The sequence below is a fragment of the Lentzea flava genome (assembly GCF_014648475.1).
GTDB classification, from domain to species: Bacteria; Actinomycetota; Actinomycetes; order Mycobacteriales; family Pseudonocardiaceae; genus Lentzea; species Lentzea flava.
Genome location: NZ_BMRE01000015.1, coordinates 79,047 through 104,378, shown reverse-complemented (window position 1 = coordinate 104,378; position 25,332 = coordinate 79,047). Strand labels below are relative to the sequence as shown.

Genomic DNA, 25,332 nt, shown 5'->3' with positions numbered 1-25,332 from the left:
CGCTACCCCCTCAAGTTCTCGATGACCATCGCTGCGAAGGACTCGACCTCGTTGCAGGCCGGTTTCGTCGGTCGCTCATCCTTGGCGATGCTGGCGTCAAGGGTGACGGAGTCGGTCTTGCTGACCTCGATGAGCGCACGGCAGTGCATGACCCCGTCGGTCGAGTCGTTGACGATGACGCGCACGTCAGCGACCTTCTTGTCGGTGAAGATCGGGCTCGACTTGAGCTGGGCGACCATCTCCTCCACGCTCTTGTCCTCGGTGATCACCACCGTGTACGTGGAGTTCTTGATGACGTCCTGGCCCTTCCACACGCACTCCGGGCCGAGAACGGTGGTACCGGGCTGAGGCGCCTTGACCTGCCCGAGCTTCGCCACCTGCGCAGCGGTGAGGATGTCGCAGGGCTTGCTCACGAACTTGGCGATGCTGAGGCCGGAGGACGAGCCGCCGCTCGTGGGCGCGGTGCTCGTCTGGTCGGCCGTGGTCGGAGCCGTCGTGTTGGCGTTGCCAGGAGTCTTCTCCGAGCAGCCGGCGAGGACACCAATGGTGAGGACGGCGGTCAACAGGGCGGTAATGCGCTTCAAGATCGTGTCAGCCCTTCACGGCGTTCTTCGCCGCCTCGTCGGTGCCCCGGTATTCGGCCAGAGCCTTCTCGATGTTCTCGATCGTCTTCTCGAGCGCCGCGACGGCCTTGTCGTTCGCCCAGCTGTAGCCGCCGGCCTCGGTACCCGCCGTCTTGCGCATCGCGAGCGTGGCCATGCCGCTGTACGGATCAGGTCCCGGGGCTCCCGCCTGCGTCAGCAGGTCGCCGTGCTTCCGAAGCTCCTGCAGCTTCTCGACGGCGTCCTTCAGGCCCTTGATCATGTTCTGGGCCTGGTCCGGGTCGACGCTGAACCTGGTGGTTCCAGCCCCACCGGCTCCGGCGGCGACGTTGCCCGCCGCTGCTCCCACTGCCGCGCCGACGGTTGCCACAGGCACGATCGCGTCGAACATCAGCATCTTGGCCAGCTCCCCTCAGAACTCCACACCCCTGTTGGAGGATTTTCGCACAGCGCCGGTTCCCCATGGAGGCGATCGAATCAGCTGATCAGGTCACATGGCCGATTCGTTCAAGACCCGGAAGGGTGACGGGCCTACGTTCGAGACATGATCGAACGAGCGAGGAACTTCATCTGGCTGAACGCCCGCACGCTGGAACAACGCTGGTTCGAGCACGCCTTCGACGGTGGCTCGGCGAACGCGGTGGTCCAGGCCGTGCTGGCCTACCGCAACGACGACGGCGGCTACGGCCATGCCCTCGAACCCGACCACCGCGGCCCCACCAGCCAGCCGCTGCACGCCCTGCGCGCCCTGCAACTGTTCGGTGAGGTCAACGCCCCCGAGCACGCCGAATCGATCCTGACCTGGCTGAAGAACACCTGCCCCGACGGCTCGGTCCCGTTCGGCCTGTCCACCTCGAAGGGGCACCCCATGGCCCCGTGGATCGCCGCCGACGACCAGGGCGGGCTCCTCCTGACGGCCCAGATCGCGGCTGCGCTGATGGCCCTCGGCGTCACCGATCTCTGGCTGGACAAGGCGATCGCCTACTGCTGGCAGGAGATCGACAACCTGGAGAAGACTCACCCGTACGAGCTCCGGGCGGCGGTGATGTTCCTGGACGAGACGAAGGACCGGAAGCGCGCGGAGCTTGCGGCGGAGAAGCTCAGGCACCTGCACATGGACGGCTACGAAGAGGACGAAGGCCTGGCCATGCACGAGTTCGCGGCCAAGCCCACCAGCCTCGCCCGCAACTGGTTCACCGACGAGGAGTTCGGCAAGGACCTCGACGCGCTCCAGAACGGCCAGCAGGACGACGGCGGCTGGAACTTCCACTTCCCCGCGTTCACGCCGGTCGTCAACTTCGAATGGCGCTCCATCGCTACGATCGACGCGTTGCTGACCCTCAGGCGCTACGGCCGGATCAGCTGACCCAGCGGCACACCCGCCAACGACCGCACCTCACGCGCCAGATGCGCCTGGTCCGCGTAGCCGGCCTCGAACGCCACCGAGGCGAACGGCATGCCGCCCCACGCCAGGCGCATCGCGGCGTCGAACCGCAGCACCCGCTGCAACACCTTGGGCGGATACCCGAACGCGTCCAGGCACCGGCGCCGCAGCTGACGCGAGCTCAGCCCGATCTCCCAGGCTGCGGAAGCAACGTCACCGGTGCGCAGCAGCGAGGCGGTCGCGGCCAGCGCCGGATCGACCACCACGCGGGAAGCGCAGAACGCCACCATGTCCGAGAACGACTCGAGCCGCGCTGACGGAACGAGTTCCGACAGCGGCACCCGCAGATCGCGCACGGCATGCGCGGGCACCCCGAACACCGAGGGAAACGCTCCCGGTGGCAACCGCACCCCGTACAACGTTCCTGGTGCCACCGTGGCGAGCTGAGCCTGCGTGTCCGGACCGGCCACGAACAGCGAACCGGTGGCAGGTGTCCACATCAGATCCGTGCAGCCGTCCGGCACCACGCGCTGCACGGTCTCCGAGGAAACTGTGCGCGTCCACAGGCAGGCCAGGCCCGCGGGAGCGGGGCGTTCGGCGTACACAGACCCATCAAAGCAAATGGCGCCGCATCCCGAAGGATGCGGCGCCAGATGGACGATACTGGGATTGAACCAGTGACCCCTACCGTGTCAAGGTAGTGCTCTCCCGCTGAGCTAATCGTCCGAGCCAACGGACGAGATTCTAGCTCACAGCAGGACCAGGCCACTCGCGCAGGGTCAGGTTCCGAACTTCACCCAGTTCACGCTCACGTACGGCGCAGGCTGCCCCGAGGTGAACGTGATGTACACGTCGTGCGTCCCGCTGATGTTCGAGATGTTCGCGGGAATGGTTCTCCACGCGTCCCACCCGCCGGTGTTGCCGACCGCGAACGACCCGGCCGGAGCCGCCGTCCGCGAACCGAGCCGCACCTCGACCAGCCCGCTCACGCCGCCGGACGCACCCGACGCCACGCGGGCGTAGAACTGCCTGGCCGGACCGGAGCCGAAGTTCACGCCGGAGAACTTCAGGTAGCCGCCGTTCGCGATCTGGTGCACGCCGGAGCCGCCCTCGGCCGGTGCCACGGAACCGCCGGAACGCTCAGAGGCGCTCTCCGCCTGCAGCTCGCTGTACGCGGAACCCCCGCCGCCGGGGTTCGTCGTGGTGGTCGTCGGGGGAGTGGTGGTGCCGCCGCCAGCCGTGTAGACGGCCACGTAGTCCATGACCAGCGAGTGTCCGGACTGGGTGGCCGCGACAGGGGTCGGCTGGTTGTTGTTCAGGGCGTTCGGGAACGCGCCGCCCATCGCGAGGTTCAGCAGGATGAAGTAGCCCGCGTGCGACGTCATCTGGTCCCACACGCCCGCGCCCACGCGGTCGCGGGTCACCTGGTGGTAGCTCTGGCCGTCGACGAACCACGTGAACGTCTTCGCGGCGTCGTCCCACTCGAAGCGGTAGGTGTGGAACGCGGACTGGCAGGACGCGCCGGGGCACGTCCGGGAGTTGCCGATGCCGGTGAACTCGCCGCAGGCACCGCCGGGCGCGACGTCGCAGTGCAGCACGCCCCACACGGAGTTGATGCCGTTGACGTTCTCCATGATGTCGAACTCGCCGATGCCCGGCCAGTTCCAGTAGTTGCCGCGGAACGGCGAACCGAGCGCCCAGAACGCGGGCCAGTAGCCCAGCGCGGCCTGGCCGGTGACGTTCGGCATCTGGATGCGGCCCTCGATCGCGAGCTTGCCGCCCGCCGGGGGCTTGAAGTTCGCGCGCTGGGTCTCGATGCGCGACGACGTCCAGTTGCCCGCGCCGTCCTTCAGCGCGGTGATGCGCAGGTTGCCCGCGCCGTCGAGCTTGATGTTCTGCGTGCTGTTCGTGTAGTTCTGGATCTCTCCTGTGCCCCAGTTCGCGGGGCCTCCCGGGTAGCTGTGACCCAGGTCGAAGATCCAGTTGGAGCTCGACGGCAGCGATCCGTTCGGGCCGTTGAAGTCGTCACCCCACACCTGCGTCCATCCCGCTGCAGGGGGTGGGATCGAAGCGTTGGCGGACATGGCGGCGATCGCCAGGGGTACCGCGGCAAGAAGAGCTGTCGTGGCCGCGAGGATGCGGCGGCGTGGCTTCATGCGCGAGTGACCTCCTTGTCACGGGTGCAGTCCATTTATGAGAGCGCTCTCACGCCACCGGAGGCAAGCGGCCATTCGGAGCAACGAACCGGAACGCGGCAGGTGGCGCCGCGTCTCGTTTGGACTTATTTGGCGTCGGCGTAGCACTCGACCGGTACGGCGTTCATCGGGAACCGCACCGCCGTGTCACCGAACAGCAACCGCGTCGCCTCACGGCCGGCGTCGGCGATCGCCTCGATCACCGCGTCGGCGTCCTCCCGCGGGCAGTGCACGAGCACCTCGTCGTGCTGGAAGAACACCAGATGAGCGTTGAGGGGCAACCTGTTGCGCAACACGGCGAGCAGCGCCGCCGTCCAGTCCGCCGCACTGCCCTGCACGACGAAGTTGCGCGTGAACCGCCCCCAGTTCCGCGCCGCCTGCCGCGACGAGCTCGACACCTCACCCGAGTCGTCCGCGCCGCCGGTCAGCTCTCGCCACGCCTCCGAGGGCGCCGGCGACGTACGGCCCAGCCGCGTGCGCACCATCCGTCCCTGTTCACCGGCCTGCGCCGCGGCTTCCACGTACCCCACGGCTTGCGGGAACCTCTTGCGCAGCACGGCGAGCAGCGGTCCCGCCTCGCCGGACGTCCCGCCGTACATGGCCGACAACATCGCGATCTTCGCGCGCGGCCGTTCGCCCTTGAACGAGTCGGCGGCCAGTGCGGAGTACAGATCGTCGTCCCCGCACACCTCGATCAACCGCTGATCCCCTGACAGCGCAGCGAGAATCCGCGGTTCGAGCTGCGACGCGTCCGCCGCCACGAGGCACCAGCCCTCGTCCGCGACAACGGCTTTCCGCATCAACCGCGGAATCTGCAGCGCCGCACCACCCCGCGACGCCCACCGCCCGGACACCACGCCACCGACGACGTAGTCCGGCCGGAACCGCCCATCCTTCACCCACGCGTCGAGCCACGTCCAGCCGTGCGCGACCCACAGCCGTGCGCGCTCTTTGTACTCCAGCAACGGTTCCACGGCCGGATGATCGATCTTCTTCAGCACCCACCGCCGCGCCGAGGGCACGTCGATGCCCTCGCGCGCGAACGCCCGCACGATGCTCGCCGGCGCGTCCGGGTTGACCTCCTTGCCGCCGAACGCCTCCCGGATCTGATCGGCCAGCGCCTGCAACACCTTCGGCCGCACCCCCGGCGCCGTCCGCGGCCCCAGCATCTCCTCGAGGATCGCGTTGTGCACGTCCGCCCGCCACGGCAGCCCGTGGTGCGTCATCTCCGCCGCCACCAACGCCGACGCCGACTCCGCCGCGATCAGCAGACCCAGCGCCGGATTCCGTTGCTGTGCGCGGAAAACCAGCGACAACGCCGTCAACGGGTCGGTGCCGCCCGGCAACACCACCGGCTCCGGCTCGAACAGCGTCAGCTCGACGTCCTTCTTGCGCGGCCCCAGATCCGCGGGCGGGGGCAGCCCCAGCTCGCGCGCCACCGCCGCCGCGAGCTCGCGGGGTTCGCGGTGCCTGCCCTCGGCACCGAGCAGCAACGCCTCCGTCAGGTGCAGGTCCCAGCACCGGTCGACGCGCACCCCGGCGCGCAGCAGCGCCGGGTAGACCTCGGTGGTGTCCGCCCACACCCACCGCGGCCGGTGGGCGCGCTCCAGCGACGCGACGGCGGAGGCGAGTGACGAGGCCGCCATCGCGGGACCAGCGGGCGTCCCGTCGTCGTGCAGCTTCTGCCACCGGCCCGCACCGTCCGCTTCCGGGACGAGGGCGACCAGCACCCCCTGATTGTGCAGCGGAGGTCTGACAGTTTCAGTCCGGACTGAAACCGGGTAGCCGGGAAAATGGCCGGGAAATAGCCACCCGGACGTCGAGCGGTTCTTCCACGAGTTCGCCGCCACCACCTCGCGCGGCCGTCCTAACCGTTGGAGGATCTCCAAGCCAGTCAGCAAAGGAGTGAAGGAAAAACGGGAAAACTCCCCGATGGTGTGGTCTTCCTACCCCTGGCCTGACCATCGGCCGACTATGAGGCTGTGGACCGAGCACTCAGCGTCGCCGCACTGCTGGACCCCACCCATCAGGTGGTCCCCTTTCACGGCAGAGAATCCGAACTGCGGGCACTGGCGCAGTGGCGCGACAGCCCGGCGCCCCTGGCGTCTCTGCTGCTGCACGCACCGGCCGGCGCGGGCAAGACCAGGCTCCTCCAGCACTTCCGGGACGAGCACTGGGACGACGAGGAGCACGGCAGGCTGCTGCTGATCGACGACGCCGACCGCCTCGCCTGGACCGACATCTTCGAACGGCTCCAGGACACGCTCCGGCACGGACCGGCGCGCACGCGGGTGCTGCTGGCGGCGAGAACCACGGGCTGGTGGTGGTCCTCCGCCCGCCAGCGCATCGCGGACTTCGACCACGAGGTCACCGACTCCGAGCTCAGCCCGACCCTCGACGACCGCACCGAGTCGTTCACGCTGGCCTGCCAGCACTTCGCCAAGCAGCTCAACGTCACGGCACCGGACGAACCGCCGCCCAACATCGCCAAGGAGACGGTCCTCGACCTGCACCTGGCCGCCCTGACCGCGGTCCACGGCGACCCGTGCGACGTGAACCGCACCCAGCTGGTCCGCCAGCTCCTCACTCGCGACGACGGCCCGAAGAGGGGCCGCCTGGCCGAGGACTACCTGGCCGTCGCCACCCCGGACACCCCCGACCCGGACCTGCTCGCCCGCGCCGCGCACCGCTGGCCGCACCTGCGCCCCAGGCTCGACGAGGTCATCGCCGCCACCCCGGAGATCGTGCGCGACATGGCCCGCGACAGCCTCCGCATCGCGGCCGAGATCGGCTCCTTCGCGACGGTCGAGCACATCGCCCGCCAGGTCTTCCGCGACGAGCGGTTCGCCACCGACTCGATCCCCTCCACGCTCACGAGACGTCTCATCGACCGGGCCCAGGACACCCTCGAACGCGCCGAGATGTACGGGATGCTCAGCGCCCGCTGTGCTGTGTGCGGCCTGCGCGAGGAGGCCGTCGAGGCCTCGAAGCAGGAGGTCGGGTGCTACCGCGAGCTCGTCGAGCAGGACCGCGAGAACCGGCCGCTGCTCGCGGACTCGCTGGGAGACCTCGGCATGCGCCTGCTCGCCGTGCACCGCACCGAGGAGGTTCTGCAGGTCTCCGAGGAGGCGATCCGGCTCTGGCACGAGATCGCGATCGACGACCCGGAGACCACCCCGCAGCTCGCGTCCGCGCTGGAGCAGATCAGCTACCGCTACCACGCGCTCGGCATGCCGGAGGCGTCGATGGACGCCATCAGCCGCGCCACGCTGATGTACCAGGAACTGGCGAAGCTGCACCCGGCGCTGTTCCGCGTCGACTTCGCCAGGGTCGCCGCCACGGTCGCCCGCCGCTACCACGCCGAGGGCGACAACACCAACGCCGCGGACTCCATGCAGCTCTCGATCGCGAACTGGCGCATCCTCTCCAGGGAGGACCCGCGCTACGAACCGGAACTGGCCCGCAACCTCGCCGCGGCGGGCACCATGCTCGTCGAACTGCGCCGGGCGGAGGCGGCCAACGAGACCCTCAAGGAGGCCGTCGAGGTCTTCCGCAGGCTCGCCGTGGTGAACCCGCAGACGTTCCAGCCGGAGCTGGCGGACGCGCTGATGCGGCACAGCCAGGCGTTGCGCGACCTGTGCGAGGACCCGGACGCCAAGCTCACCGCGCAGGAAGCCGTGATGCTGTGGCGGGAGACCGGCGACCGCAAGGGTCTCGGCACCGCGCTGCTCAACGTCGTCAGGGTCGCCTTCGACTTCGACACCGCGCTCCTCGCGGCGCAGGAAGCCGTGGAGGTGTACCGGGAACTGGCCGCCGAGGACACCGTCTGGCACCAGGCCGACCTCGCGAAAGCCCTGGCCGTGCTGACCGAGCAGCAGCTCATCGGTGACCAGGCGGACAAGGCGCTGACCAGCGCCGCCGAGGTGTTCGACATCGTGCGGCGGCTGCCGTCCCAGCTCGTCGACTTCTTCGGTGCCGAGCTCGCGGTCGCCATGCAGCCCATGACCTCCACACTGTCCGAAATGGAGTATCACGGGCACGCGCTGGAGTCGTCCGAGCTGATGCTCGACATCTGGCGGGCGTTGAAGGACAAGTCGCCGTCCGGTGCGGGCGCCTACATCGGGGCCGTGCAGCAGCACGCGTGCAAACTCCGCGGCGCGGAACGACGGGTGGAGGCCCGCAACACCGCGCACACGGCCGTGGTCCTGTGGCACCTGACGGGCAAGGACCTCGACCGGGAGGCCGGGTACGCCGACGCGCTCACGATCTACGCACGCCTCTGCGCGGAGACGAAGCACGAGCTGCAGAAAGCACTCCGGCTCACCCACCGCGCGGTGAAGATCATGCGCGAGGTGGGTGAGCCGGTGAAGCTGGAGTTCGCCCTCGAAACGGTCGAGGCGCTCAGCTCCTCGTGAGCAGCGACCGCAGGAAGAACGCCACGTTGGCAGGCCGCTCCGCCAGGCGACGCATGAAGTAGCCGTACCACTCGTCGCCGTACGGCACGTACACGCGCATGCGGTTGCCCTCGGCCGCGATGCGGCGCTGCTCCTCGGGTCGGATGCCGTACAGCATCTGGAACTCGTAGGAGTTCTTCGACCGCGCGGACGCCAGGTCGGCGGCGATCGCGATCAGGCGCGGGTCGTGCGAGGCCACCATCGGGTAGCCCTGCCCCTCCATCAGGATCTTCAGGCACCGCACGTACGACAGGTCGACGTCGTGCTTGTCCTGGTAGGCAACGGAAGCAGGTTCCTGGTACGCACCCTTGCACAGCCGCACGCGCGAACCGGAGTGCGCGAGGTCGCGGCAGTCCTGCTCGGTGCGCTTCAGGTACGCCTGCAGCACCGCGCCGACCCACGGGAAGTCCACCCGCAGCTCACGCAGGATGCCCAGCGTGGAGTCCGTGGTGGTGTGGTCCTCCATGTCCAGCGTCACGGTCGTGCCGACGACCGCCGCGGCCGAGCAGATCCGCCGCGCGTTCTCCAGCGCGATCTTCTCGCCGTCCACCGGCAGCGACTGGCCGACGGCGGACAGCTTCACCGACACCTCGGCGCCCTGCGTCAGGCCGTGCTGCTCCAGCCGCGCCAGCAGCGTCAGGTACGCCTCGACCGTGTCGTTGGCCTGCGACTCCTCGACGGTGTCCTCACCGAGGTGGTCCAGCGTGACCAGCCGTCCGTCGGCGAGCACCTCCGCGGTCGCGCGGATCGCCGAGGAGACGTCGTCACCGGCGACGAACCGCTCGACGACGGGCCGGGTCAGCGGCGTCGACTCGACGAGCTTGCGGGCGCCCTTCGAACGCGACGCCAGGAGAAGGCTGTTGCGCAACATCAGAGCCCCTGGTGCGGGTGGAGGTGGGTGGTGGGCGCCACGAAGGTCTCCTTGATGGAGCGCGGGCTGACCCAGCGGAGCAGGTTGTGCACCGACCCCGCCTTGTCGTTCGTGCCGGACGCGCGGCCGCCACCGAACGGCTGCTGACCCACGACGGCACCGGTCGGCTTGTCGTTGACGTAGAAGTTGCCGGCGGCGAACCGCAGCTCCTCCATCGCGTGCGCCACGGCGGCGCGGTCGCGGGCGATGATCGAGCCGGTCAGGCCGTACGGCGCCGCGCTCTCCATCTGCTTGAGCACGGTCAGGTAGTCGGCGTCGTCGAACACGTGGACCGCGAGCACCGGGCCGAAGAACTCGGTGGTGAACACGGAGTTCGACGGGTCAGAGCCGAGCAGCACGGTCGGCCGGACGAAGAAGCCGTCCGAGTCGTCCGCGGTGCCACCGGCGGCAATCTTCAGCGTCGAGTCGGCGCGAGCGGCCTGCAGCACGCCGGACAGCTTGTCGAACGAGCGGCGGTCGATCACCGCGCCACCGAAGTTCGAGAAGTCGGTGACGTCGCCGTAGGTGAGCGCCTCGACCTCGGCCAGGAACTGGTCCTTGATCTTGTTCCACACCGAGCGCGGCACGTAGGCGCGCGACGCGGCGGAGCACTTCTGGCCCTGGTACTCGAACGCACCGCGGATCAGCGCGACGCGCAGCACGTCCGGGTCGGCCGACGGGTGCGCCAGCACGAAGTCCTTGCCGCCGGTCTCGCCGACGATCCGCGGGTACGAGCGGTAGTTCGCGATGTTCGCGCCGACCTGCGCCCACAGCTTCTGGAACGTCGCGGTGGAGCCGGTGAAGTGGATGCCCGCGAGGTCGGGGGAGCTCAGCGCCACCTCGGACACCGCCAGGCCGTCACCGGGCAGCAGGTTGATCACGCCGGGCGGCAGGCCCGCCTCTTCCAGCAGCCGCATGGTGAGGTGCGCCGCGAACGACTGGGTCGGCGACGGCTTCCACAGCACCACGTTGCCCATCAGCGCGGGCGCGGTCGGCAGGTTGCCGGCGATCGCGGTGAAGTTGAACGGCGTGATCGCGTAGACGAAGCCCTCGAGCGGACGGTGATCCGTGCGGTTCCACACGCCGGGGGAGGAGATCGGCTGCTCGGCCAGCAGGTTCCGGGCGAACTGCACGTTGAAGCGCCAGAAGTCGATCAGCTCGCACGCGGAGTCGATCTCGGCCTGGATCGCGGTCTTCGACTGGCCGAGCATCGTGGCGGCGTTGAGCGTCGAACGCCACGGGCCCGCGAGCAGGTCGGCGGCGCGCAGCAGGATGGCCGCGCGGTCGTCGAACGACATCGCGCGCCACGCCGGGGCGGCCTGACGAGCGGCACGCAGGGCGTCCTGGGTGTCCTGCTGGGTCGCGCCCGCCACGGTGCCGAGGACCGAGCGGTGGTTGTGCGGCTGCACGACGTCGAAGCGCTGCCCGCCACCCATGCGCTGTTCGCCGCCGATGGTCAGCGTCAGCTCGAGCGGCTCCTTCTGCAGCTCCGCCAGCTTGGCCTGCAGTTCCGCGCGCTCCGGAGTACCGGGGGCGTACTGCAGGACCGGCTCGTTGACCGGGGCGGGAACCTGGGTGACAGCGTCCACTCGGCAACTCCTCTTCCGTCTTGGGATGCCCACACCGTAAATCCGCGCATCCACGCCTCCTTTGTGCAACCAGCCAAGATTGGCAGGGTCAGATGTACGATCGAACAACCATGAGTCTCAGGCACATCCTGATCGCGCTGGGCGATCCACTCGTCGAACTGCAGGTCGCACCGAACGGCCTGGAAGTCGACGTGCGCGATGTCGTGATCGTGGATCCGGACGACCCGCCGGACGTGGCTGCCGGAGACTTCGCCTTGATCATCGGCGCGCGTGGCCGGGCCGCATTGCCGCTGATCAGAGCGGCTGGCCGGGCGAAAGCCGCGGCTGTCGCGGTCAAGGAAAGCTCTCAAGCGCTTGAACAGGCCGCGATCGACGCGGGTGTGGCGCTGCTGGAGGTCCGTCCCGAGGTTCGGTGGGGGCACCTGGAGTCGCTCGCCAAGGGTGTGCTCACGACCACGACCGACGACGGCGAGGTCCTCGGCGACCTGTTCGCCCTCGCGCAAACGATTGCGACGCTGACCGGCGGCATCGTCAGCATCGAGGACACCGCGAGCCGCGTGCTGGCCTACTCCCGCTCGTCCGACGAGGTCGACGAACTGCGCAGGCTCTCCATCCTCGGGCGGCAGGGCCCCGAGCCGTACCTGAAGATGCTGCGCGAGTGGGGCGTCTACAACCTGCTGCGCTCGTCGGAAGAGGTCGTGCGGATCGACGAACGCCCCGAGCTCGGCATCCGCCGCCGCATCGCCGTCGGCATCCACGCGGGTTCGCAACCGCTCGGCACGATCTGGGTGCAGGAGGGCGACCAGCCGCTGACCGAGCAGGCGGAACGGGCGTTGCTCGGCGCGGCCCGCGTCACCGCCCCGCACCTCATCCAGCAGCGCAACCAGCCGACGTCGCGGTTCCGCGAGAACCTCCTCGCCGCGCTGCTCACCGGCCGGATGGACGCCGCCACCGTCGCCGGCCAGATCGGCGCCGACCCGAAGAAACCCGCCGCCGTGGTGGTTTTCGCACTCCGCGGCGGCGAAGGCGACCGCAGCGAACACGAGCTGCGCCGCGCCGAGATGACCGGCCTGATCTCCGTGCACGCGGCGGCGTACCGGCGCAGCGCCCTGGTCAGCGAGTCCGGCGGCCGCACCTACGTGCTGCTCCCCGACCTCGCCCCGAACGCCCAGCTCCTGAACCTGACACGCGAAATCGTGCACACGGCCAGGCGGCACCTGCACACGTCCGTCCAGGCGGCGGTCGGCTCCACGGTGTCCACATTGGACGACGCGCAGATCTCGCGGCAGGAGGCCGAACGCGTGCTCGACGCGATGGCGCGCGACCTCGACGCCGAGGTCGCGACGCTCGCCGACGTCCGCTCGCAGGTGCTGGTGAGCGAGATCCTGGCCCTGCTGCAGGACAATCCCCGGATCCGCGATCCCCGGATCGACGCGCTCGACCCGGAGCTCGCGAAGTCGTTGCTCGCCTACCTGGACGCGCTGGGCGACGTGCGAGCCGCCGCGGAACGGCTTCACGTCCACCCCAACACGTTGCGGTACCGGCTCAAGCGCATCGACCTCGACCTGGACGACCCGCTGGTGCGGCTCATCGCCCAGCTTCAGCTCAGGATGCGGTAGAGCAGCGCGCGTTCCGCGATCGTCCACGTCGTCGTGGTGAGCAGGTAGAGCCCTGCCGCCAGCGGCAGGTAGGCCGCGACCAGGATCGTCCCGAACGGCAGCACCTTGATCAGCCCGGTCATGAACCCCGGCGTGGGCGTGGTGGTCATCCGCGACTGCTGCCACTTCACGGTCAGGTAGGCCACCACGGCGAGCAGCCCGAACAGCACGAAGAACACCCAGGCGAAACTGCTCGTGAAGTGAGCACTGAGCGAAACCCCGAAAATCGTCCCCTCCAGGAGGGGGTTGGGGGTCGTGACGATCTGGTACATGACCATGAAGAACGGCATCGTCGCGAGCATCGGGAGCATGCCCGCGAACATCGAGACGCCGTTGGCCTTGTAGACCTTCTGCGACTCCTCCGAGAACCGAACGAGGTCCTTGCCGTACTTCTTCTGCAGCTTCTGGATCTCCGGGGCGAGCTTGGCCTTGGCCTTCTCGCCGCGCACGGCCGCGCGGGCCAGCGGGTGCAGCATCAGCCGCACCGCCATGGTGAACAGAACGATGGCGAGCGCGGGCATGCCGAAGCTCGCCAGGGCAGCGCCCAGGTCAGCGAACAAGGGTCGTTTCTCCGTATCGAGTTGGGATTTGGGCGGGACGTCAGAACGTCCCGCATCCCGGTGCTCGAGGACGGGGCCTGCCTGCGGCGTCAGGGTTGCGCAGGCGCAGCTGGGCTGATCGCTGTGCTCGTTCCCGGATCGACAGCGACCGCGCTGGTGCCACCGAGAGCGGCACCAGCGAGACGATCACGATCAGCGCGAGGGCGAGCGCGGTCACGGCCGCGACGACCTCGGTCGGCGACGAGAACAACGTGAAGGCGTAGAGGGCAGGCAGGAAGACCGCGAGCATCAGCATCGCTCGGGTCCTGGTCTCCGGCCGCAACATGCCTTGCAGCCTACCGAACGCGAACCGGGATCGGGGCAGTCTGCAGAACGCCGCCTGCTTCGTCGTACAGCTCGACGTGCTCCGGCTTGCCCAGGCTCGGCCACCACGCGACGACCCAGCCGTTGTCGACGGTCGCGGTCACCTTCAGCCCGTCCTGGGTGCCGATGACCACCTTGCCGACCTTCGGGCTCACCCGGCCGGTCAGGAACTGCACGCTGCTGCCGGTGTGCACGTCGGTCATGCCCATTTGCGGGGCGAAGTCGGCGAACAGCCGGTCGCCGAGCGGCTCGCGGCCCTTGACGTTCCCGTGGTCGCTCATGGCGACGCCTTTCGGCGTCCGCATGCACAGCGACTCGGACTGCGGACCGGTGTACAGCACCATCGTCATGTCTCCGCGCCAGTCGACGACCGACACCTCACGGGGAGCCGGCCAGTCCGGCCCGTTCACGCCCCTGTCCACGTCGTGCTGGTCGAGCCTCTTCCCGCAGTCCGCGAGCACGGGTGCCAGGTCGCCGGGCGCCCTCGGCTCAGCGGTCCACGACGCGTAGGCGTTCGGATTCGTCGGCGTCCACAGCACCAGCGTCGCGGCCACGGCGGCCACGAGGGTGGTCGCGGGCACGGCGAACCGCCACCAGCGACGGGACGGCTTCGTGCTGATCTCGTTCAGCAGAGCGTGTTTGCGGGCTTGCAGCCGCATCGGGTCGAGCTGCGGGATGTCGGGCGTGATGTTCCCAGGCGTTGTGTTCACAGTGCCTCCTCAACCAATGCGCCACGCACGGTGCGTTGCGCGCGAGCGAGTCGGGACTTCACCGTGCCGACCGGGATGCCCAGCACCCGGGCGATCTGCGCCTGGCTCAGGTCCGACCACGCGGACATCTCCAGCACCTCCCGATCCCCGGCGGGCAGCTTCTCCAGCTCGGCGATCACCGCTCTGGTCCTGGATTCGGCGTCCACCCGTCGTGCCACGTCATCGGCGTGGTCGTCGTGCGCGCCGTGCGGCGGAACCTTGCCAAGTGCGGCCCTGTACCGCGTTCGAGCGCGCTGGTGGTTGCGGGTGACGTTGAGCGCGACTGTGTACAACCACGGCAGCAGGGACTCCTCGACCGTCACGGACGTGCGTTTGCGCCACGTCTCCATGAACACCACGGACACCAGGTCCTCGGCGACCGTCCACGTGCCGGTGCGGCGCAGGCAGTAGGCGAACACGGCTTGGGCGTGGCGTTCGAACAGCCGCCCGAACGCCTCGCTCTCACCCGCCCGGACCTGCCCCCAGAGTTCTTCGTCGGTCACGGACCCTCCTCTCTGCCCCGCTTATGTCCGCAGGGGGAGGAGTGGTTCACGATTCGACCAGACCCGGCCGATCCGGGTGGTCGTAGCGCACGAAAAGGTCCGCCACCGGCTCGTAGTCGTCGAACGCCGGCAGCGTCCACTGCTCGGCGGTCTTGCGCTTGAGCGCGCCGGGGGAGAGCCACAGGTGCACGGTGAGCTCCGCTGGCAGCCAGCGGTCCAGCAGCAACGTGCCGTCGACGATCACCACACCGTTCTCCGGCACGTCCACGTACTCGGCGCGGCTGGCCCTGTCGGTGGCCGCGTTCCACAACGACGGCAGCACCTTGCCGTCCATCGCCGGGTCGAGCACCTCGCGTTGCAGTCCGTGGAAGTCGAACCAGTCGTGCCGGTAGGAGTACGGGTCGGTGCGGCCGTGTTCCAGCCGCACCGACGCCGGCCGCAGGAAGTCCTCAGTGGACACCCGCTGCACCGCGCGACCGAGGGCGCGCAACGGTTCCACGACCGCGTCCGCGAGCTTGCCCGGCTCGGCCGCGGGCGCTCCGTCGATCAGCACCCGCACCCGGCCCGGCAGAGCCGACACCCTGCCGACGATCTCGGAGACCAGCGTGTCGAAGGTGAGCGGCCTGACCTTCACCGCCACTCCGCAGGAGGGTGCCAGTCCGCCCAGGCCGTGTCCCACCAGATCTCGCCGGACGCCAGCATCTTCTCGATCTTGTGGCCCTCCGCCCGGATCGCCTCGGCTTCCTCCGCCGAGTACTTGCCGGACGCGACCTGCTCCTCGAACTCGTCGAGGTCGCGCTGCGCCCACGTGCCGTCCGGCGCCATCGTGTAGTCCAGTGCGTGGTCGAGCGTCTCGAAGCCGTCGGACGTGCGGCGGTAGGGAGCCTGCAGGTTCAGGTAGTAGTTGCCGAAGACCCGGTCGTCGCCCTTCCAGAACAGGTCGACCGAGTAGGCGTCCTGGGGCCGGTGCAGCATGAGCTTGCCGTGCCCTCGCCAGAACCCGCGATCGGGCTTGTCCCACGGGTGCGGGTGGTGGTGGTCGGGGTAGGTGAGCCTGGTGCCCGGTTCCACGAACACCGCGAGCAGGCCGGGCTCGTCGACGACCACCCTGGTCGGCATCTCGGACCAGACCTTGCCGTGCAGCACCTCCCGCCGCACGACCACCTCACCCGGCGTGAACCACCTCATGCGCTGAATCTACGTGATCACGTTCGGCCATGTCCCTGGCCATCATCCGGCGCTTGAGCGGCGGCAGCGCGTTCGTGACCCGCAGGAACGTGCGGAAGAACGCCAGCACGACCCGTCCGATGACCGGCTTGTGGATCGCGCCGTTGCCGTCCATCTGCTCGCGCGACGACTGCACGGCCTCGAACCCGTACCTGATCATCTCCTTCTCGTACTCGGAGATCGCCTGCACGACGTCCTTGCCGTGGTGGGCCTCGGTGAGCTTGCGGCACAGCAGTTCGGCGTCCCGCAGCGCGGTGTTGGCCCCGATGCCGCGGCCGGGCGTCATCAGGTGCACCGAGTCGCCGATCAGCGTGACGTTGCTCGACTCCCACGGCTGCAGCGGCTCCGACGTGCGGACCTTGATCTGGAACGCCGTCTCGGGGTTGCCGCGCCGGAACAGTTCGCGCAGGTTCGGGTGGAACTTCGGCGTCAGGTCCAGCACGACCTGCTTGAGCTGCTCCCCGTCCATGCCCTTCAGGTCCGGGAACTTGTCGTGCGAGGCCGCGTAACCCCACATGATGTAGTCGTCTTCCACGCCCTTGCCGTCGAACCGCATCACGTGGATGATCACGAACGCGCCCTTCGGCGCGTACAGCAACGTGACAGCACCGTCGGCCTGAGGCGGCAGCAGCTTCACGTTCTCCGGTGTCAACGGCAGCTTGGCCGCGATCGTCGTGATGCCGGAGTCCACGACCTTCGCGTGCGGCAGGTACTGCTTGCGCACCTTGGACTGCGCGCCGTCCGCACCCACCAGCACGTCGCCGGTCTCGGACGTGCCGTCGTCGAAGAACGCGGTCACCGAGCCGTCGTCGTTGCGGCTGAAGTGCGTGAACGTCTTGTCGAACCGGACGACGTCCTCCAGGCCCTTCAGCAGGGCCGTCCGCATCGCGATCCGGCTGACCGAGTTCTCGCGGTGGGCGGGGTTGCGGGCCTGCGGGATGTCGGCGACCAGCAGCTCCTTGTACTTCTCCGTCCGCATGTTGATCCGCGTGGCCGGGCGGGCGGTGGTGCGGACGAACTCGGCGAACACGTCCGGCGGCAGGCAGCTGTGCAGCGCCTTGCTGCCGTCCGGGCTGATCCCGACCCGGTAGCCGATCAGCATGCTGCGCGGCGTGCGGTCGCGTTCGAACAACGCCACGTCCACGCCGGCCTTCTTCAACCCGTGCGCCAGGCACAGGCCCCCGGTCCCCGCTCCGATGATGAGTACGCGCATGAGAATCCTCCCCACTAAGTCTCTTAGTTGGGAAGATATTCAGTTCCTGAGACTCTTGTCAATCCTCCTGACTGAGTCTCCGCATCCGCGCGTTCGCGATCGCGGTCCGCACGTCGTTCGGCGGCAGCAGCCTGACCAGCTGTTCCAGTGCCTCCCAGTCGTGTTCGCCGGAGTCGGTCTGGGTGAACGTCCACAGCGCGTTCGCGTCACCGCGCGACAGGACCGCCTTGCGCACGCCGCTCGCCAGCTCGTCCCGCTCGGCCAGCACGAACGGCGCCTCGGACCGGGGGAGCAGGGCGCCGCGGTAGCGGGAGGCGGCCAGCTTGACGTCGCCCTCCTTGAGCGCCGCGCGCACGGCGAGGAAGTCGGCCTCGACGTCCGCCGTCAGCCCGTACGGCCTGGTCGTGAGCACATTGGCGCCCAGCTGCGCCCGCAGCCTGTGCAGCTCCGCGCGTACGGTCGTGGGGTTGCCGCGCTCGCCGTAGAGCCGCAACGCGAGCTGGTCGGCCGACAGCCGCCCGTGCAACGCCAGCGCGCACAGGATCTCCGCGTGCCGCAACGAGATCGGCACCTCGCGGCCGTCCAGCACGACCTTCGGCTCCTGCAGCAGGAACGACAGCGACAGCACCGAGCGTCGCACGTGCCGCTGCCTCGGCACCCTGAGCAGGTAGCCCTGGGCGAGCGGCTCCAGCAGCGCCTCACGGCCGTCCGGCAGCCGCAGCCGGTCGCTGGAGACGTCGACGCGGGCGGGCAGCAGTCCGTACGGCTCGACCGCGACGACCCGGCCGGTGGGGCTGAGCAGCGCGCCCGGCTCGCCGCGCAACGCGATCAGGTGCCGCATGTTGCGCGCCCGCAGCTCCTCGTCCTGCGCGTGCATCCTGGTGAGCATCTCCGACTCGGCGAGCCGGGCCGACGCGGACACCAGCGCCACCATCGAGGGGTGGACGGTCTGGATCGGGCCGCTGAGGTCGACGACACCGATCGTCGTGCCGGTGTCCGGGTCGCGGATCGGGCTCGCCGCGCAGGTCCAGCGGTGGTATGTCCGCACGAGGTGCTCGGCGGAGTGGACCGTGACGGCCGAGTTCGTGGCGAGCGCAGTGCCCATGCCGTTCGTCCCCGCGGCGTCCTCCGACCAGCGCGTTCCCTCCGCGAGGCCGACGTCCTCCGCGCTCGTGCGGGTGTCGTGCGCGCCCTCGCACCACAGGATGTGGCCCTGCGCGTCCGCGACGATCATGATGTGCCCTGCCTCTTCCGCGAAGCCGAGCAGGGTCTCGCGCAGCACCGGCAGGCTCTGGTGCAGCGGATGCCGCTCCCGCAGGCCGGGAAGCTCGTCGGCGGCGAACACGGTGGGCGCGGTGTGCAGGTCGGGATCGACGTTGGCGGCGAGTGACCGTTGCCACGACGCGGAAATCACCGAGCGTGGCGAATTCGCCGTGCGAGTACCACTCAACACGGCATCTCTGACGCGACTCAGCAACAGTGCGTGTTGCACGGGGTCGTGGGTCACTGGTCCATCCACGGCTTGCAACGAGCATGCAACGTTCTGCTGCCTACTTTCTCACCTGCTGCACCTCAACGGTTCAGCGGGCCGTTCATCCACGGGAGTCGAGAATGACGCAGTACGCGGCACCGGGTCAGCCCGGCAGCGTGGTCGCGTACCGGCAGAGGTACGACCACTTCATCGGCGGTGACCACGTGCCGCCCGTCTCCGGCGAGTACGTCGAGAACGTCACGCCGGTGACGGGTGAGGTGTTCACCGAGGTCGCCCGCGGTACCGACGCCGACCGGGCCCGCGCGCTGCACGCGGCCAGCGGAGCAGCGCGGTCGTGGGGACGCACCACGGCCCGCGAGCGCGCCACGGTCCTGGGCGAGATCGCGGACCGGGTGGAGGAGCACGCGACGGAGCTCGCGGTCGCCGAGACGTGGGACAACGGCAAGCCGGTCCGCGAGGCCCTGGTCGCCGACGTCCCGCTGCTGATCGAGCAGTTCCGCCAGTTCGCCGCCGCCATCCGCACCGAGGTCGGCGAGGTCGAGCAGGTCGGCCGCGACACCTGCGACTACCGCTCGTTCCAGCCGCTCGGCGTGGTGCACGAACGGCTCTCCTGGACCTTCCCGCTGATGAACGCGGGCCGCGTGCTCGCCCCCGCGCTCGCCGCCGGCAACGCCGTGGTGCTGGAGCCCGCACTGCAGACGCCCGCGTCGATCCACGTCCTGCTCGACGTCATCGCGGACCTGCTGCCGCCCGGTGTGGTGAACGTCGTCACCGGATCCGAAGATCACCCGGTCGTGGCCGGCCGCTGCCCGAACATCTTCTTCGCCGACGTGGCCGCGCAACGCGACAACTTCCTCGACAAGGCCCTCGAGGGCTTCGCGATGTTCGCGGCGAACCAGGGCGAGGTCTCCACGGCTCCGTCCCGCGCGCTGATCCAGACCGGCGTCTACGAGGAGCTGCTGCACCTCGCGACCCAGCGCACCGAGCAGCTCACATCCGGCGACCCGCTCGACACCGACACGATGGTCGGCGCGATGGTGTCGTTGCGGCAGCGCGACCGCGTCCTCGCCTACATCGAGCGCGGCAAGGCCGAGGGCGCGCGGCTGGTGACCGGCGGCGAGGCCTCCGGCCACTACGTCCAGCCCACGATCTTCGAGGGCGACCACCGCTCCGCCGTGTTCTCCGGAGAGGTGCTCGGCCCGATCGTCTCGGTGACGAGGTTCGACGATCGCGACGACGCGGTGAAGATCGCCAACGAGGCCACCGCCCAGCTCGGCGCCGGCATCTGGAGCCGCGACGTCGCGCTGGCGCACAACGTCGGCCAGGAGCTCACCGCCGAGCGGGTGTGGGTCAACAACTACTACGCGTACCCGGCGAACACCGCGGCGCTCGCCGAGTACCGCCGCGTGAAGCACCTGCTGGTCAGCTACTCCGACCGCGCGCAGGGCTACTTCTAGGACCTACTTCTTCCAGGGCACCTGGCTGCTCGCGTAGTAGTTGATGCCCTGGACCTTCCACCGCGGAGCCTGCGCACCCAGCCGTGGCGCGAAGTGCCCCCAGTTGTGCACGCTTGCCGGCGCCCAGCCGAGCTCGGCGGCCACCGGCAGGCGCGGGAACGCCATCTGCTCGATGTCGGCGTTCGTCCGGATGGTCTCCGTCCACAGTGGAGCCTCCACGCCGCGGACCGACGCTTCCGTCACGCCGTTGAGGTACGCGCCGGGGTTCCAGTTGTAGGCGTCCTTGACCTCGACGTAGCCCGCCCAGTTCAGGCCGAGCTTGGTGTTCTTGTTGTACTTCATGTCGAGGTAGAGCCGGTTCGCCGGCGACATCAGGACCTTGTGGCCGCGCTGGGCCGCCGCGGCCACGTTGGCGTCGGACGTCGTGGTGCCCCAGAACTGCGGCACCAGCGCGGTGTCCTTGGTGGTCTTGATGAACTCGTGCCAGCCCGTGGTGGTCTTGCCGTACTTCTTCACGATCGGCAGAACCCGTTCCATGAACTTGACGTAGTCGGCGTCGGGCGTGCTGTGGGCCTCGTCGCCGCCGATGTGGAAGTACTGGCCCGGGGTGATCGCGGAGACTTCCCTGACCACGTCGTCGATGAACTTGTACGTGATCTCCTTGCTGATGCAGAGCGAGGAGAAACCGACGTCCGTGCCGGTGTAGAGCGGGCGCTTCTTGCCGTCGCAGTTCAGCTCGCCGTAGCTCGCCTGGGCCGCGTTGGTGTGGCCCGGCATGTCGAACTCCGGGATCACCGTGATGCCGCGGTTGGCCGCGTACGTGATCAGGTCCTTGTACTGGTCCTGGGTGTAGTACAGGTTGCCCTTGCGGCCACCCACCTCTGTGCTGCCGCCGATTTTCGTGAGGTCCGGCCAGCTCTTGATCTCCAGGCGCCAGCCCTGGTCGTCGGACAGGTGGAGGTGGAAGTAGTTGATTTTGAACGCCGCGATTTGGTCTATGTAGCGCTTCACCTGGTCCGGGGTGAAGAAGTGGCGGCTCACGTCGAGCATGGCGCCTCGGTGGTGGTACCTCGGGTAGTCCAGGATGCTGGCGCCCGGGACGGTCCAGGGGGCCGGCTGCTTGGTCTTCGCCTCCGCCTTTGCCGGGAGGAGTTGGCGGAGGGTTGCTATGCCGTTGAAGTGGCCTGCTGTTGTGTTGGCTCGGATGATGACTTGCTTCGGGGTCACGTCCAGCTGGTAGCCCTCTTGGCCGGTTTTCGGGTCTGCGCCTGTGGTGAGGACGATGCCGTCGCCGGACACGCCTGGGGTGATCGGGAGAGCGAACCCGGTGGACGGGCGGAGGATGCCTGCCAGGAGTTCCGCTGGTTTGCGGGCCTCTTCCGTGGTCAGTTGGATCCTGGCGTTCGTGGTCAGGGTGAAGGAGTCTGATCTTGGTTGCAGCTGGGCTGGTTGGGGGACCAGTTCCTGCAGGGAGGTTGCGGCTTCTGCTGCTGGGTTGGTCACCAGGACTCCTGATGCGGCGATCACCAGCGCTGTGAGTGCTGCTGGCACTCGGATTGATGTCACGCCAATCCTCCAGGGCAAGGGGGGACCTTGGTGGCGGCGAATCGTTACCGTTTCAGGTGGTGGGGTGGGGTGTCAAGGTTTAGACCAATGGGGGGCGCATGGGGTCCGTAGGTCGTCCCCCTGGTGCGTTGGCGTCTTCCTGTTTGTTGTCCGTAGGTGGTGCTGTTGCGTGCGTATGTGCCGGTTGATTTCTGGGGCTCCGCCCCAGACCCCGCCAATCTGATCAAAGACCCACCAGCGCCGCGGGCGGGTTGATGGCACGCCGGTTGCGTTGGGCGGCTTGCTGTTGCGTAGGTGGTTGCGTTCCGGGTGGGGCGTGTCCCGTCACGAGCCGTACCGGAGCGAGCCACGCCCAGGGAGGGATGTCAAGCGGGCGAAAAGCGTGCCTGTCGTGTCTCGGGTGATCTGCCGCGGTTTTGTCTCGGTTGTTGTGACACAAGGTTAGGCGGCCGGGATGACTGTGCCTTGGTAGTGCTTGGTGTGGTCGAGGTGGATGTAGCCGATCGGATGGCCGTCGCTGGTGTAGGCGGTGACGCGGTCGAGGTCGCGGATGAGGGTGATGGCGTGGCCTGCGTGGTGTGATCCGACGCGGAACGTCAGTTTCCTGCCGATGCTGACGACGCCGCGGCGGTCGACGGTGAGGCGGTGGACGGTGGCGTCGGTCTGGGCGGGCGGGTGACCGGGGCCGCCGTGATGTTGTGCGTGGTCCCAGACGTGCTTGGGTGTGCGGCGGCCGAGCGCGCCGTGCGCGCGGGTGTTGTAGCGGGTCCGGTAGGTGTCCAGCAGTGTCTGCAGGTCGGCCAGGGTGGCGGGTGCGGCCTGGTGCGCGAGCCATTTCTTGAGGGTCTGATGGTGGCGTTCGACCTTGCCGCAGGTTTGCGGGTGGTAGGGGCTGGAGTGGATCAGCCGGGCGCCGGCGGTGGTGACGGCGAGTTCGAACTGGGTGGGTCCGGCGTCGTCGCGCAGGCGCCGGGCGGTGAACGCGCATCCGTTGTCGGACAGCACGATTGCGGGCACGCCGTAGTCGGCGAAGGCGGCGGTGATCGCGGCGGTGGCCGCGGGGCTGGTCTCGCTGGGGGCGGCGTGGCAGGCCACCAGCATTCTGCTGTGGTCGTCGAGCACGTCGAAGACGACCACGGTGGTGCCGTCGGCGAGCTGGGTCTGGGTGGCGTCGATCTGGTAGCAGTCGCGCGGCCGGGCGTAGCTGAAGCGCCGCCACGACGAGCGGGGTCGTTTGCGTGGGTTGGATTCGAGCAGGTCGTGCCGGGCCAGGATTCGGTTGATCGTGGCCCGTGACGGCACCCGCAGGCCTTGCCCGGCCCAGTCCTGCTCGGCGGCGAGGGTGGTGAGCGCGTCGCGGATGTAGTCCGCGCCGCTGTCCGGAGCCAAAGCGCCGCGCAACCGCACGATCTCGGCCACCACCAGCTCCGGCGTGGCGTGCGGGATTGTCTTCGGCCGCCGGGATCGAGGCGTCCACTGGCCCTCGGCCAGCGCACGAGCCCGATGCCGGTAGAAGGTCCGCCGGTCCACCCCGTTGACCCGGCACCACTCCGACACGTTCGGGATATGCACCCCGGCGGCATGCATCGCGTCCATCAGCCGCATCATCGCCTCTTTCCGCGCCATGGCCGACACCACAACGCCGATCAGGCGACAGACCCCGCAACATCACCCAGCCAGGGTGTGTCACTTGCTCCGTGACACGAACTGTGTCAACTCAGCTGAGACTGAAGAGGCGAAAAGCGTGCCCGCTTGACATCCCTCCCTGGGCGCGGCGAACGATCAGGCACGACTCGTGACGGGACCCACCCCACCAGCCCGGTATGCCAAGGACTGCTCGGCTGCGCCTTCGCTTGGGGCTCGCCTGCGGCCTCGCCTTGCGAAGGCTGCCTGGGCGTTAGAGGTGTTCCTTGCTCAGCTTCTGCCACAACGCTGGGAGTGCTGCCTCGGTCTTGTGCGCCAACTCCACCTCTCGGCCGTACAGCAGGCCGAAGGTGAAGCCGTTCTCGTCGCCTCGGCCCAGGGTCAGCAGGACGGGGCGGGCCACCACCGAGTCCTGGTGTTCGCCCAGGAGGGTTTGGACGTCCTTGGCTCGCTTTCGCAGTGCCTTGGCGTGCTTGCCCAGGGCCGGCTCGGCCACCTCGGCCGAGTAGCGGAGGCGTTTGGCCGCCTTGCGGGCCTCGTGGAGGGGTTCGTCGCTGTTCTTGGTTGCCAGGGCGGCTTTGATGCGGACGTCCAGGCGGTGGCGGGCCTTTTCCACGAGTTTGGGCAGGACGTCCTTCGCCTTGCCCGAGGCCAGTGTGGTGAGAGGTGGGGTGGCCAGCAAGGTGTCGATGGAGTTGAGGAGGGCGAGGTAGCGCTTGCCGTCGAGGGCTGCCACGGAGTCGTTGTGCGCCTTGGCTTCCAGTGGGGCGAAGTGTCGGGTCAGGCGGGCGGCCACATCGCCGAGCACCAGCTCCGGGGGGAGGGTGTGGAGGGCGTTTTCGAAGCGGGCTCGGAGGACTTCCAGGTCTCGGGAGGTGCCGAGGACGGTGGCGAGCCACTTCAGTTCGTCGGTCAGAGGGCGGGTGGCTTCGCGGTCCACGATTGTGCCGAAGGCTTGCAGGGCCGAGCGCATGCGGCGGGTGGCCACGCGCATCTGGTGGACGGCGTCGGGCTCGTTGCGGCGGACTCGGGGGTCCTGGTTTTGCAGGGCCGCGCGTTGTTCGTGGAGGTAGGCGAGGACGACTTCGCCTGCTGTGGCCTTTTTGCCGACGGTGGGGATCGGGTCGCGTTTCACGCCGATCACTTGGGAGAGCTTGGATTTTGAGGACGACGGGTGGATGCCCGCGTCGGCCAGGTGGCGTTCGACGGTGTCGAGGAGGGTGCGGTCGCCGTCCTCGCCCAGTTCCACCTCGATTTCGCGCCAGGAAGTGGTGGTGGTCGAGGAGCCCATGGTTTGGGCGGTCACCACGTCGTCGACCACCTCGGCCAGGAGTTCGCCGTTGCCGTTGGTCAGTTGCCAGCGGCGGCGGTTGGTGTGGATTTCGGCGACGGGGGTCAGGGTGGAGCCACGGGTGTGGGCTCGGACCAGGGAGGAGAGGTCCTTCGGGGGCTGTTTCGCCGCTCGGCCGAGGGGGACTCGGACTTCCTGGCGGGAGTCTTCGCCTGCGGGGAGTTTGAGGTGCCAGCCCTCGTCTTCGCCGCCCACGCGACGGCGGAGGGTCACGCCGGCTCGGGCCAGGCGGTAGTCGTCGGTGTCGTAGTACGTGGCGGCCAGGTCGAACTCCTCCGGGCCACTCGCCACGCCGGTGATCTCCGTGAGGTCCGGCAGGCTCGCGTCCGATGGTGCCTCGTACTTGCGTTCGGTCTCAGTAACGGAGGTCGCCATTTACTAGTAATACCTCGTTTTGTCGCTGTTCACCCACCGC

At 68.8% G+C, this 25,332-nt stretch carries 22 protein-coding genes and 1 tRNA gene; 4 read left to right on the top strand and 19 right to left on the bottom strand.

All coding sequences use genetic code 11. The annotated features are described in order from the left end of the window. Positions 1 to 2 precede the first annotated feature (2 nt). Positions 3 to 584 carry a DUF3558 domain-containing protein gene (locus IEZ09_RS19380; protein ID WP_189255126.1) on the bottom strand — a complete coding sequence of 194 codons (582 nt, stop codon included), beginning with the start codon at positions 582 to 584 and terminating at the stop codon, positions 3 to 5. Positions 585 to 591: 7 nt separating this feature from the next. Continuing rightward, positions 592 to 999, bottom strand: coding sequence for a hypothetical protein (locus IEZ09_RS19375; protein ID WP_189255125.1), 408 nt, complete (start codon positions 997 to 999; stop codon positions 592 to 594). Positions 1,000 to 1,146: 147 nt separating this feature from the next. On the opposite strand from IEZ09_RS19375, the gene IEZ09_RS19370 reads away from it, so the two are divergent. Then, the gene (locus tag IEZ09_RS19370; protein WP_189255124.1) at positions 1,147 to 1,968 is read left to right on the top strand and encodes a hypothetical protein; all 822 of its coding nucleotides are present in this window, start codon (positions 1,147 to 1,149) and stop codon (positions 1,966 to 1,968) included. Here the strand turns inward: IEZ09_RS19370 and IEZ09_RS19365 are convergent. The 4 genes from IEZ09_RS19365 to IEZ09_RS19350 all read right to left on the bottom strand — a co-directional run bounded on the left by IEZ09_RS19365 (position 1,950) and on the right by IEZ09_RS19350 (position 5,908). Then, a complete protein-coding gene (locus IEZ09_RS19365) occupies positions 1,950 to 2,591 on the bottom strand; it encodes a helix-turn-helix domain-containing protein (protein WP_229812718.1) in 642 nt (213 codons plus the stop codon). The genes IEZ09_RS19370 and IEZ09_RS19365 overlap by 19 nt on opposite strands. A 49-nt stretch (positions 2,592 to 2,640) precedes the next feature. Further along, positions 2,641 to 2,712 (bottom strand) — tRNA-Val (locus IEZ09_RS19360). 53 nt (positions 2,713 to 2,765) lie between these two features. After that, positions 2,766 to 4,142 (bottom strand): carbohydrate-binding protein, encoded by a 1,377-nt coding sequence (locus IEZ09_RS19355; protein WP_189255123.1) that lies wholly within the window; start codon positions 4,140 to 4,142, stop codon positions 2,766 to 2,768. Between the two features lie 125 nt (positions 4,143 to 4,267). Beyond that, entirely contained in the window at positions 4,268 to 5,908 is a 1,641-nt protein-coding gene (locus IEZ09_RS19350; protein WP_301325477.1) for a bifunctional 3'-5' exonuclease/DNA polymerase, read from the bottom strand. A gap of 255 nt (positions 5,909 to 6,163) precedes the next feature. Here IEZ09_RS19350 and IEZ09_RS19345 point away from each other — a divergent pair, with 255 nt between their 5' ends. After that, positions 6,164 to 8,596 (top strand): hypothetical protein, encoded by a 2,433-nt coding sequence (locus IEZ09_RS19345; RefSeq protein WP_189255121.1) that lies wholly within the window; start codon positions 6,164 to 6,166, stop codon positions 8,594 to 8,596. On the opposite strand, the gene IEZ09_RS19340 is transcribed toward IEZ09_RS19345, so the two are convergent. Beyond that, complete coding sequence (locus IEZ09_RS19340) at positions 8,583 to 9,506, bottom strand: proline dehydrogenase family protein (protein WP_189255120.1); 924 nt, start codon at positions 9,504 to 9,506, stop codon at positions 8,583 to 8,585. The two genes, IEZ09_RS19345 and IEZ09_RS19340, sit on opposite strands and share 14 nt — an antisense overlap. Continuing rightward, positions 9,506 to 11,134, bottom strand: coding sequence for an L-glutamate gamma-semialdehyde dehydrogenase (gene pruA, locus IEZ09_RS19335; protein ID WP_189255119.1), 1,629 nt, complete (start codon positions 11,132 to 11,134; stop codon positions 9,506 to 9,508). Before pruA ends, IEZ09_RS19340 begins: the two co-directional genes overlap by 1 nt. Positions 11,135 to 11,244: 110 nt before the next feature. Between pruA and IEZ09_RS19330 the strand changes: the two genes are divergently transcribed. Further along, positions 11,245 to 12,753, top strand: coding sequence for a PucR family transcriptional regulator (locus IEZ09_RS19330; protein WP_189255118.1), 1,509 nt, complete (start codon positions 11,245 to 11,247; stop codon positions 12,751 to 12,753). Here IEZ09_RS19330 and IEZ09_RS19325 read toward each other — a convergent pair. The 8 genes from IEZ09_RS19325 to IEZ09_RS19290 are packed head-to-tail and all read right to left on the bottom strand — an operon-like array spanning position 12,735 to position 18,899. Then, positions 12,735 to 13,352 carry a YidC/Oxa1 family membrane protein insertase gene (locus IEZ09_RS19325; protein ID WP_189255117.1) on the bottom strand — a complete coding sequence of 206 codons (618 nt, stop codon included), beginning with the start codon at positions 13,350 to 13,352 and terminating at the stop codon, positions 12,735 to 12,737. The genes IEZ09_RS19330 and IEZ09_RS19325 overlap by 19 nt on opposite strands. Before the next feature lie 40 nt (positions 13,353 to 13,392). After that, complete coding sequence (locus tag IEZ09_RS19320) at positions 13,393 to 13,677, bottom strand: DUF6412 domain-containing protein (protein WP_229812717.1); 285 nt, start codon at positions 13,675 to 13,677, stop codon at positions 13,393 to 13,395. Between the two features lie 10 nt (positions 13,678 to 13,687). Further along, the gene (locus IEZ09_RS19315; RefSeq protein ID WP_189255116.1) at positions 13,688 to 14,425 is read right to left on the bottom strand and encodes a hypothetical protein; all 738 of its coding nucleotides are present in this window, start codon (positions 14,423 to 14,425) and stop codon (positions 13,688 to 13,690) included. Further along, complete coding sequence (locus tag IEZ09_RS19310; RefSeq protein WP_189255115.1) at positions 14,422 to 14,967, bottom strand: RNA polymerase sigma factor; 546 nt, start codon at positions 14,965 to 14,967, stop codon at positions 14,422 to 14,424. Before IEZ09_RS19310 ends, IEZ09_RS19315 begins: the two co-directional genes overlap by 4 nt. Positions 14,968 to 15,013: 46 nt before the next feature. Then, a complete protein-coding gene (locus tag IEZ09_RS19305; protein WP_189255114.1) occupies positions 15,014 to 15,601 on the bottom strand; it encodes a nucleoside/nucleotide kinase family protein in 588 nt (195 codons plus the stop codon). Then, positions 15,598 to 16,155 (bottom strand): ribonuclease FAU-1 family protein, encoded by a 558-nt coding sequence (locus tag IEZ09_RS19300; RefSeq protein ID WP_189255113.1) that lies wholly within the window; start codon positions 16,153 to 16,155, stop codon positions 15,598 to 15,600. Before IEZ09_RS19300 ends, IEZ09_RS19305 begins: the two co-directional genes overlap by 4 nt. Continuing rightward, a complete protein-coding gene (locus IEZ09_RS19295; protein WP_189255112.1) occupies positions 16,133 to 17,407 on the bottom strand; it encodes an FAD-dependent oxidoreductase in 1,275 nt (424 codons plus the stop codon). The genes IEZ09_RS19300 and IEZ09_RS19295 overlap by 23 nt, the downstream gene beginning before the upstream one ends. 58 nt (positions 17,408 to 17,465) lie before the next feature. Continuing rightward, on the bottom strand, positions 17,466 to 18,899 hold the full coding sequence (locus tag IEZ09_RS19290) for a GAF domain-containing protein (protein ID WP_502255044.1): 1,434 nt from the start codon (positions 18,897 to 18,899) through the stop codon (positions 17,466 to 17,468). A 119-nt stretch (positions 18,900 to 19,018) separates the two neighbouring features. Here IEZ09_RS19290 and IEZ09_RS19285 point away from each other — a divergent pair, with 119 nt between their 5' ends. Next, positions 19,019 to 20,356, top strand: a complete 1,338-nt coding sequence (locus tag IEZ09_RS19285) for an aldehyde dehydrogenase family protein (protein ID WP_189255110.1) — start codon at positions 19,019 to 19,021, stop codon at positions 20,354 to 20,356. Positions 20,357 to 20,359: 3 nt separating this feature from the next. Here the strand turns inward: IEZ09_RS19285 and IEZ09_RS19280 are convergent, their stop codons facing one another. The 3 genes from IEZ09_RS19280 to IEZ09_RS19270 form a co-directional block, all read right to left on the bottom strand. Continuing rightward, positions 20,360 to 21,859 carry a beta-N-acetylhexosaminidase gene (locus IEZ09_RS19280; protein ID WP_308202412.1) on the bottom strand — a complete coding sequence of 500 codons (1,500 nt, stop codon included), beginning with the start codon at positions 21,857 to 21,859 and terminating at the stop codon, positions 20,360 to 20,362. Positions 21,860 to 22,363: 504 nt separating this feature from the next. Then, positions 22,364 to 23,548: an integrase core domain-containing protein gene (locus IEZ09_RS19275; protein WP_189255109.1), complete on the bottom strand. Its 1,185-nt coding sequence runs from the start codon at positions 23,546 to 23,548 to the stop codon at positions 22,364 to 22,366. A gap of 271 nt (positions 23,549 to 23,819) precedes the next feature. Beyond that, a complete protein-coding gene (locus IEZ09_RS19270; RefSeq protein ID WP_189255108.1) occupies positions 23,820 to 25,292 on the bottom strand; it encodes a CYTH and CHAD domain-containing protein in 1,473 nt (490 codons plus the stop codon). Between the last annotated feature and the right edge of the window lie 40 nt (positions 25,293 to 25,332).

What these genes read in the sequence shown, in the direction of transcription:
- IEZ09_RS19295 (WP_189255112.1), bottom strand. Translation starts at nt 17,407, where the DNA reads ATGCGCGTACTCATCATCGGAGCGGGGACCGGGGGCCTGTGCCTGGCG.
- IEZ09_RS19275 (WP_189255109.1), bottom strand. Translation starts at nt 23,548, where the DNA reads ATGGCGCGGAAAGAGGCGATGATGCGGCTGATGGACGCGATGCATGCC.
- IEZ09_RS19340 (WP_189255120.1), bottom strand. Translation starts at nt 9,506, where the DNA reads ATGTTGCGCAACAGCCTTCTCCTGGCGTCGCGTTCGAAGGGCGCCCGC.
- IEZ09_RS19320 (WP_229812717.1), bottom strand. Translation starts at nt 13,677, where the DNA reads ATGTTGCGGCCGGAGACCAGGACCCGAGCGATGCTGATGCTCGCGGTC.
- IEZ09_RS19370 (WP_189255124.1), top strand. Translation starts at nt 1,147, where the DNA reads ATGATCGAACGAGCGAGGAACTTCATCTGGCTGAACGCCCGCACGCTG.
- IEZ09_RS19375 (WP_189255125.1), bottom strand. Translation starts at nt 999, where the DNA reads ATGCTGATGTTCGACGCGATCGTGCCTGTGGCAACCGTCGGCGCGGCA.
- IEZ09_RS19330 (WP_189255118.1), top strand. Translation starts at nt 11,245, where the DNA reads ATGAGTCTCAGGCACATCCTGATCGCGCTGGGCGATCCACTCGTCGAA.
- IEZ09_RS19300 (WP_189255113.1), bottom strand. Translation starts at nt 16,155, where the DNA reads ATGAGGTGGTTCACGCCGGGTGAGGTGGTCGTGCGGCGGGAGGTGCTG.
- IEZ09_RS19355 (WP_189255123.1), bottom strand. Translation starts at nt 4,142, where the DNA reads ATGAAGCCACGCCGCCGCATCCTCGCGGCCACGACAGCTCTTCTTGCC.
- IEZ09_RS19285 (WP_189255110.1), top strand. Translation starts at nt 19,019, where the DNA reads ATGACGCAGTACGCGGCACCGGGTCAGCCCGGCAGCGTGGTCGCGTAC.
- IEZ09_RS19270 (WP_189255108.1), bottom strand. Translation starts at nt 25,292, where the DNA reads ATGGCGACCTCCGTTACTGAGACCGAACGCAAGTACGAGGCACCATCG.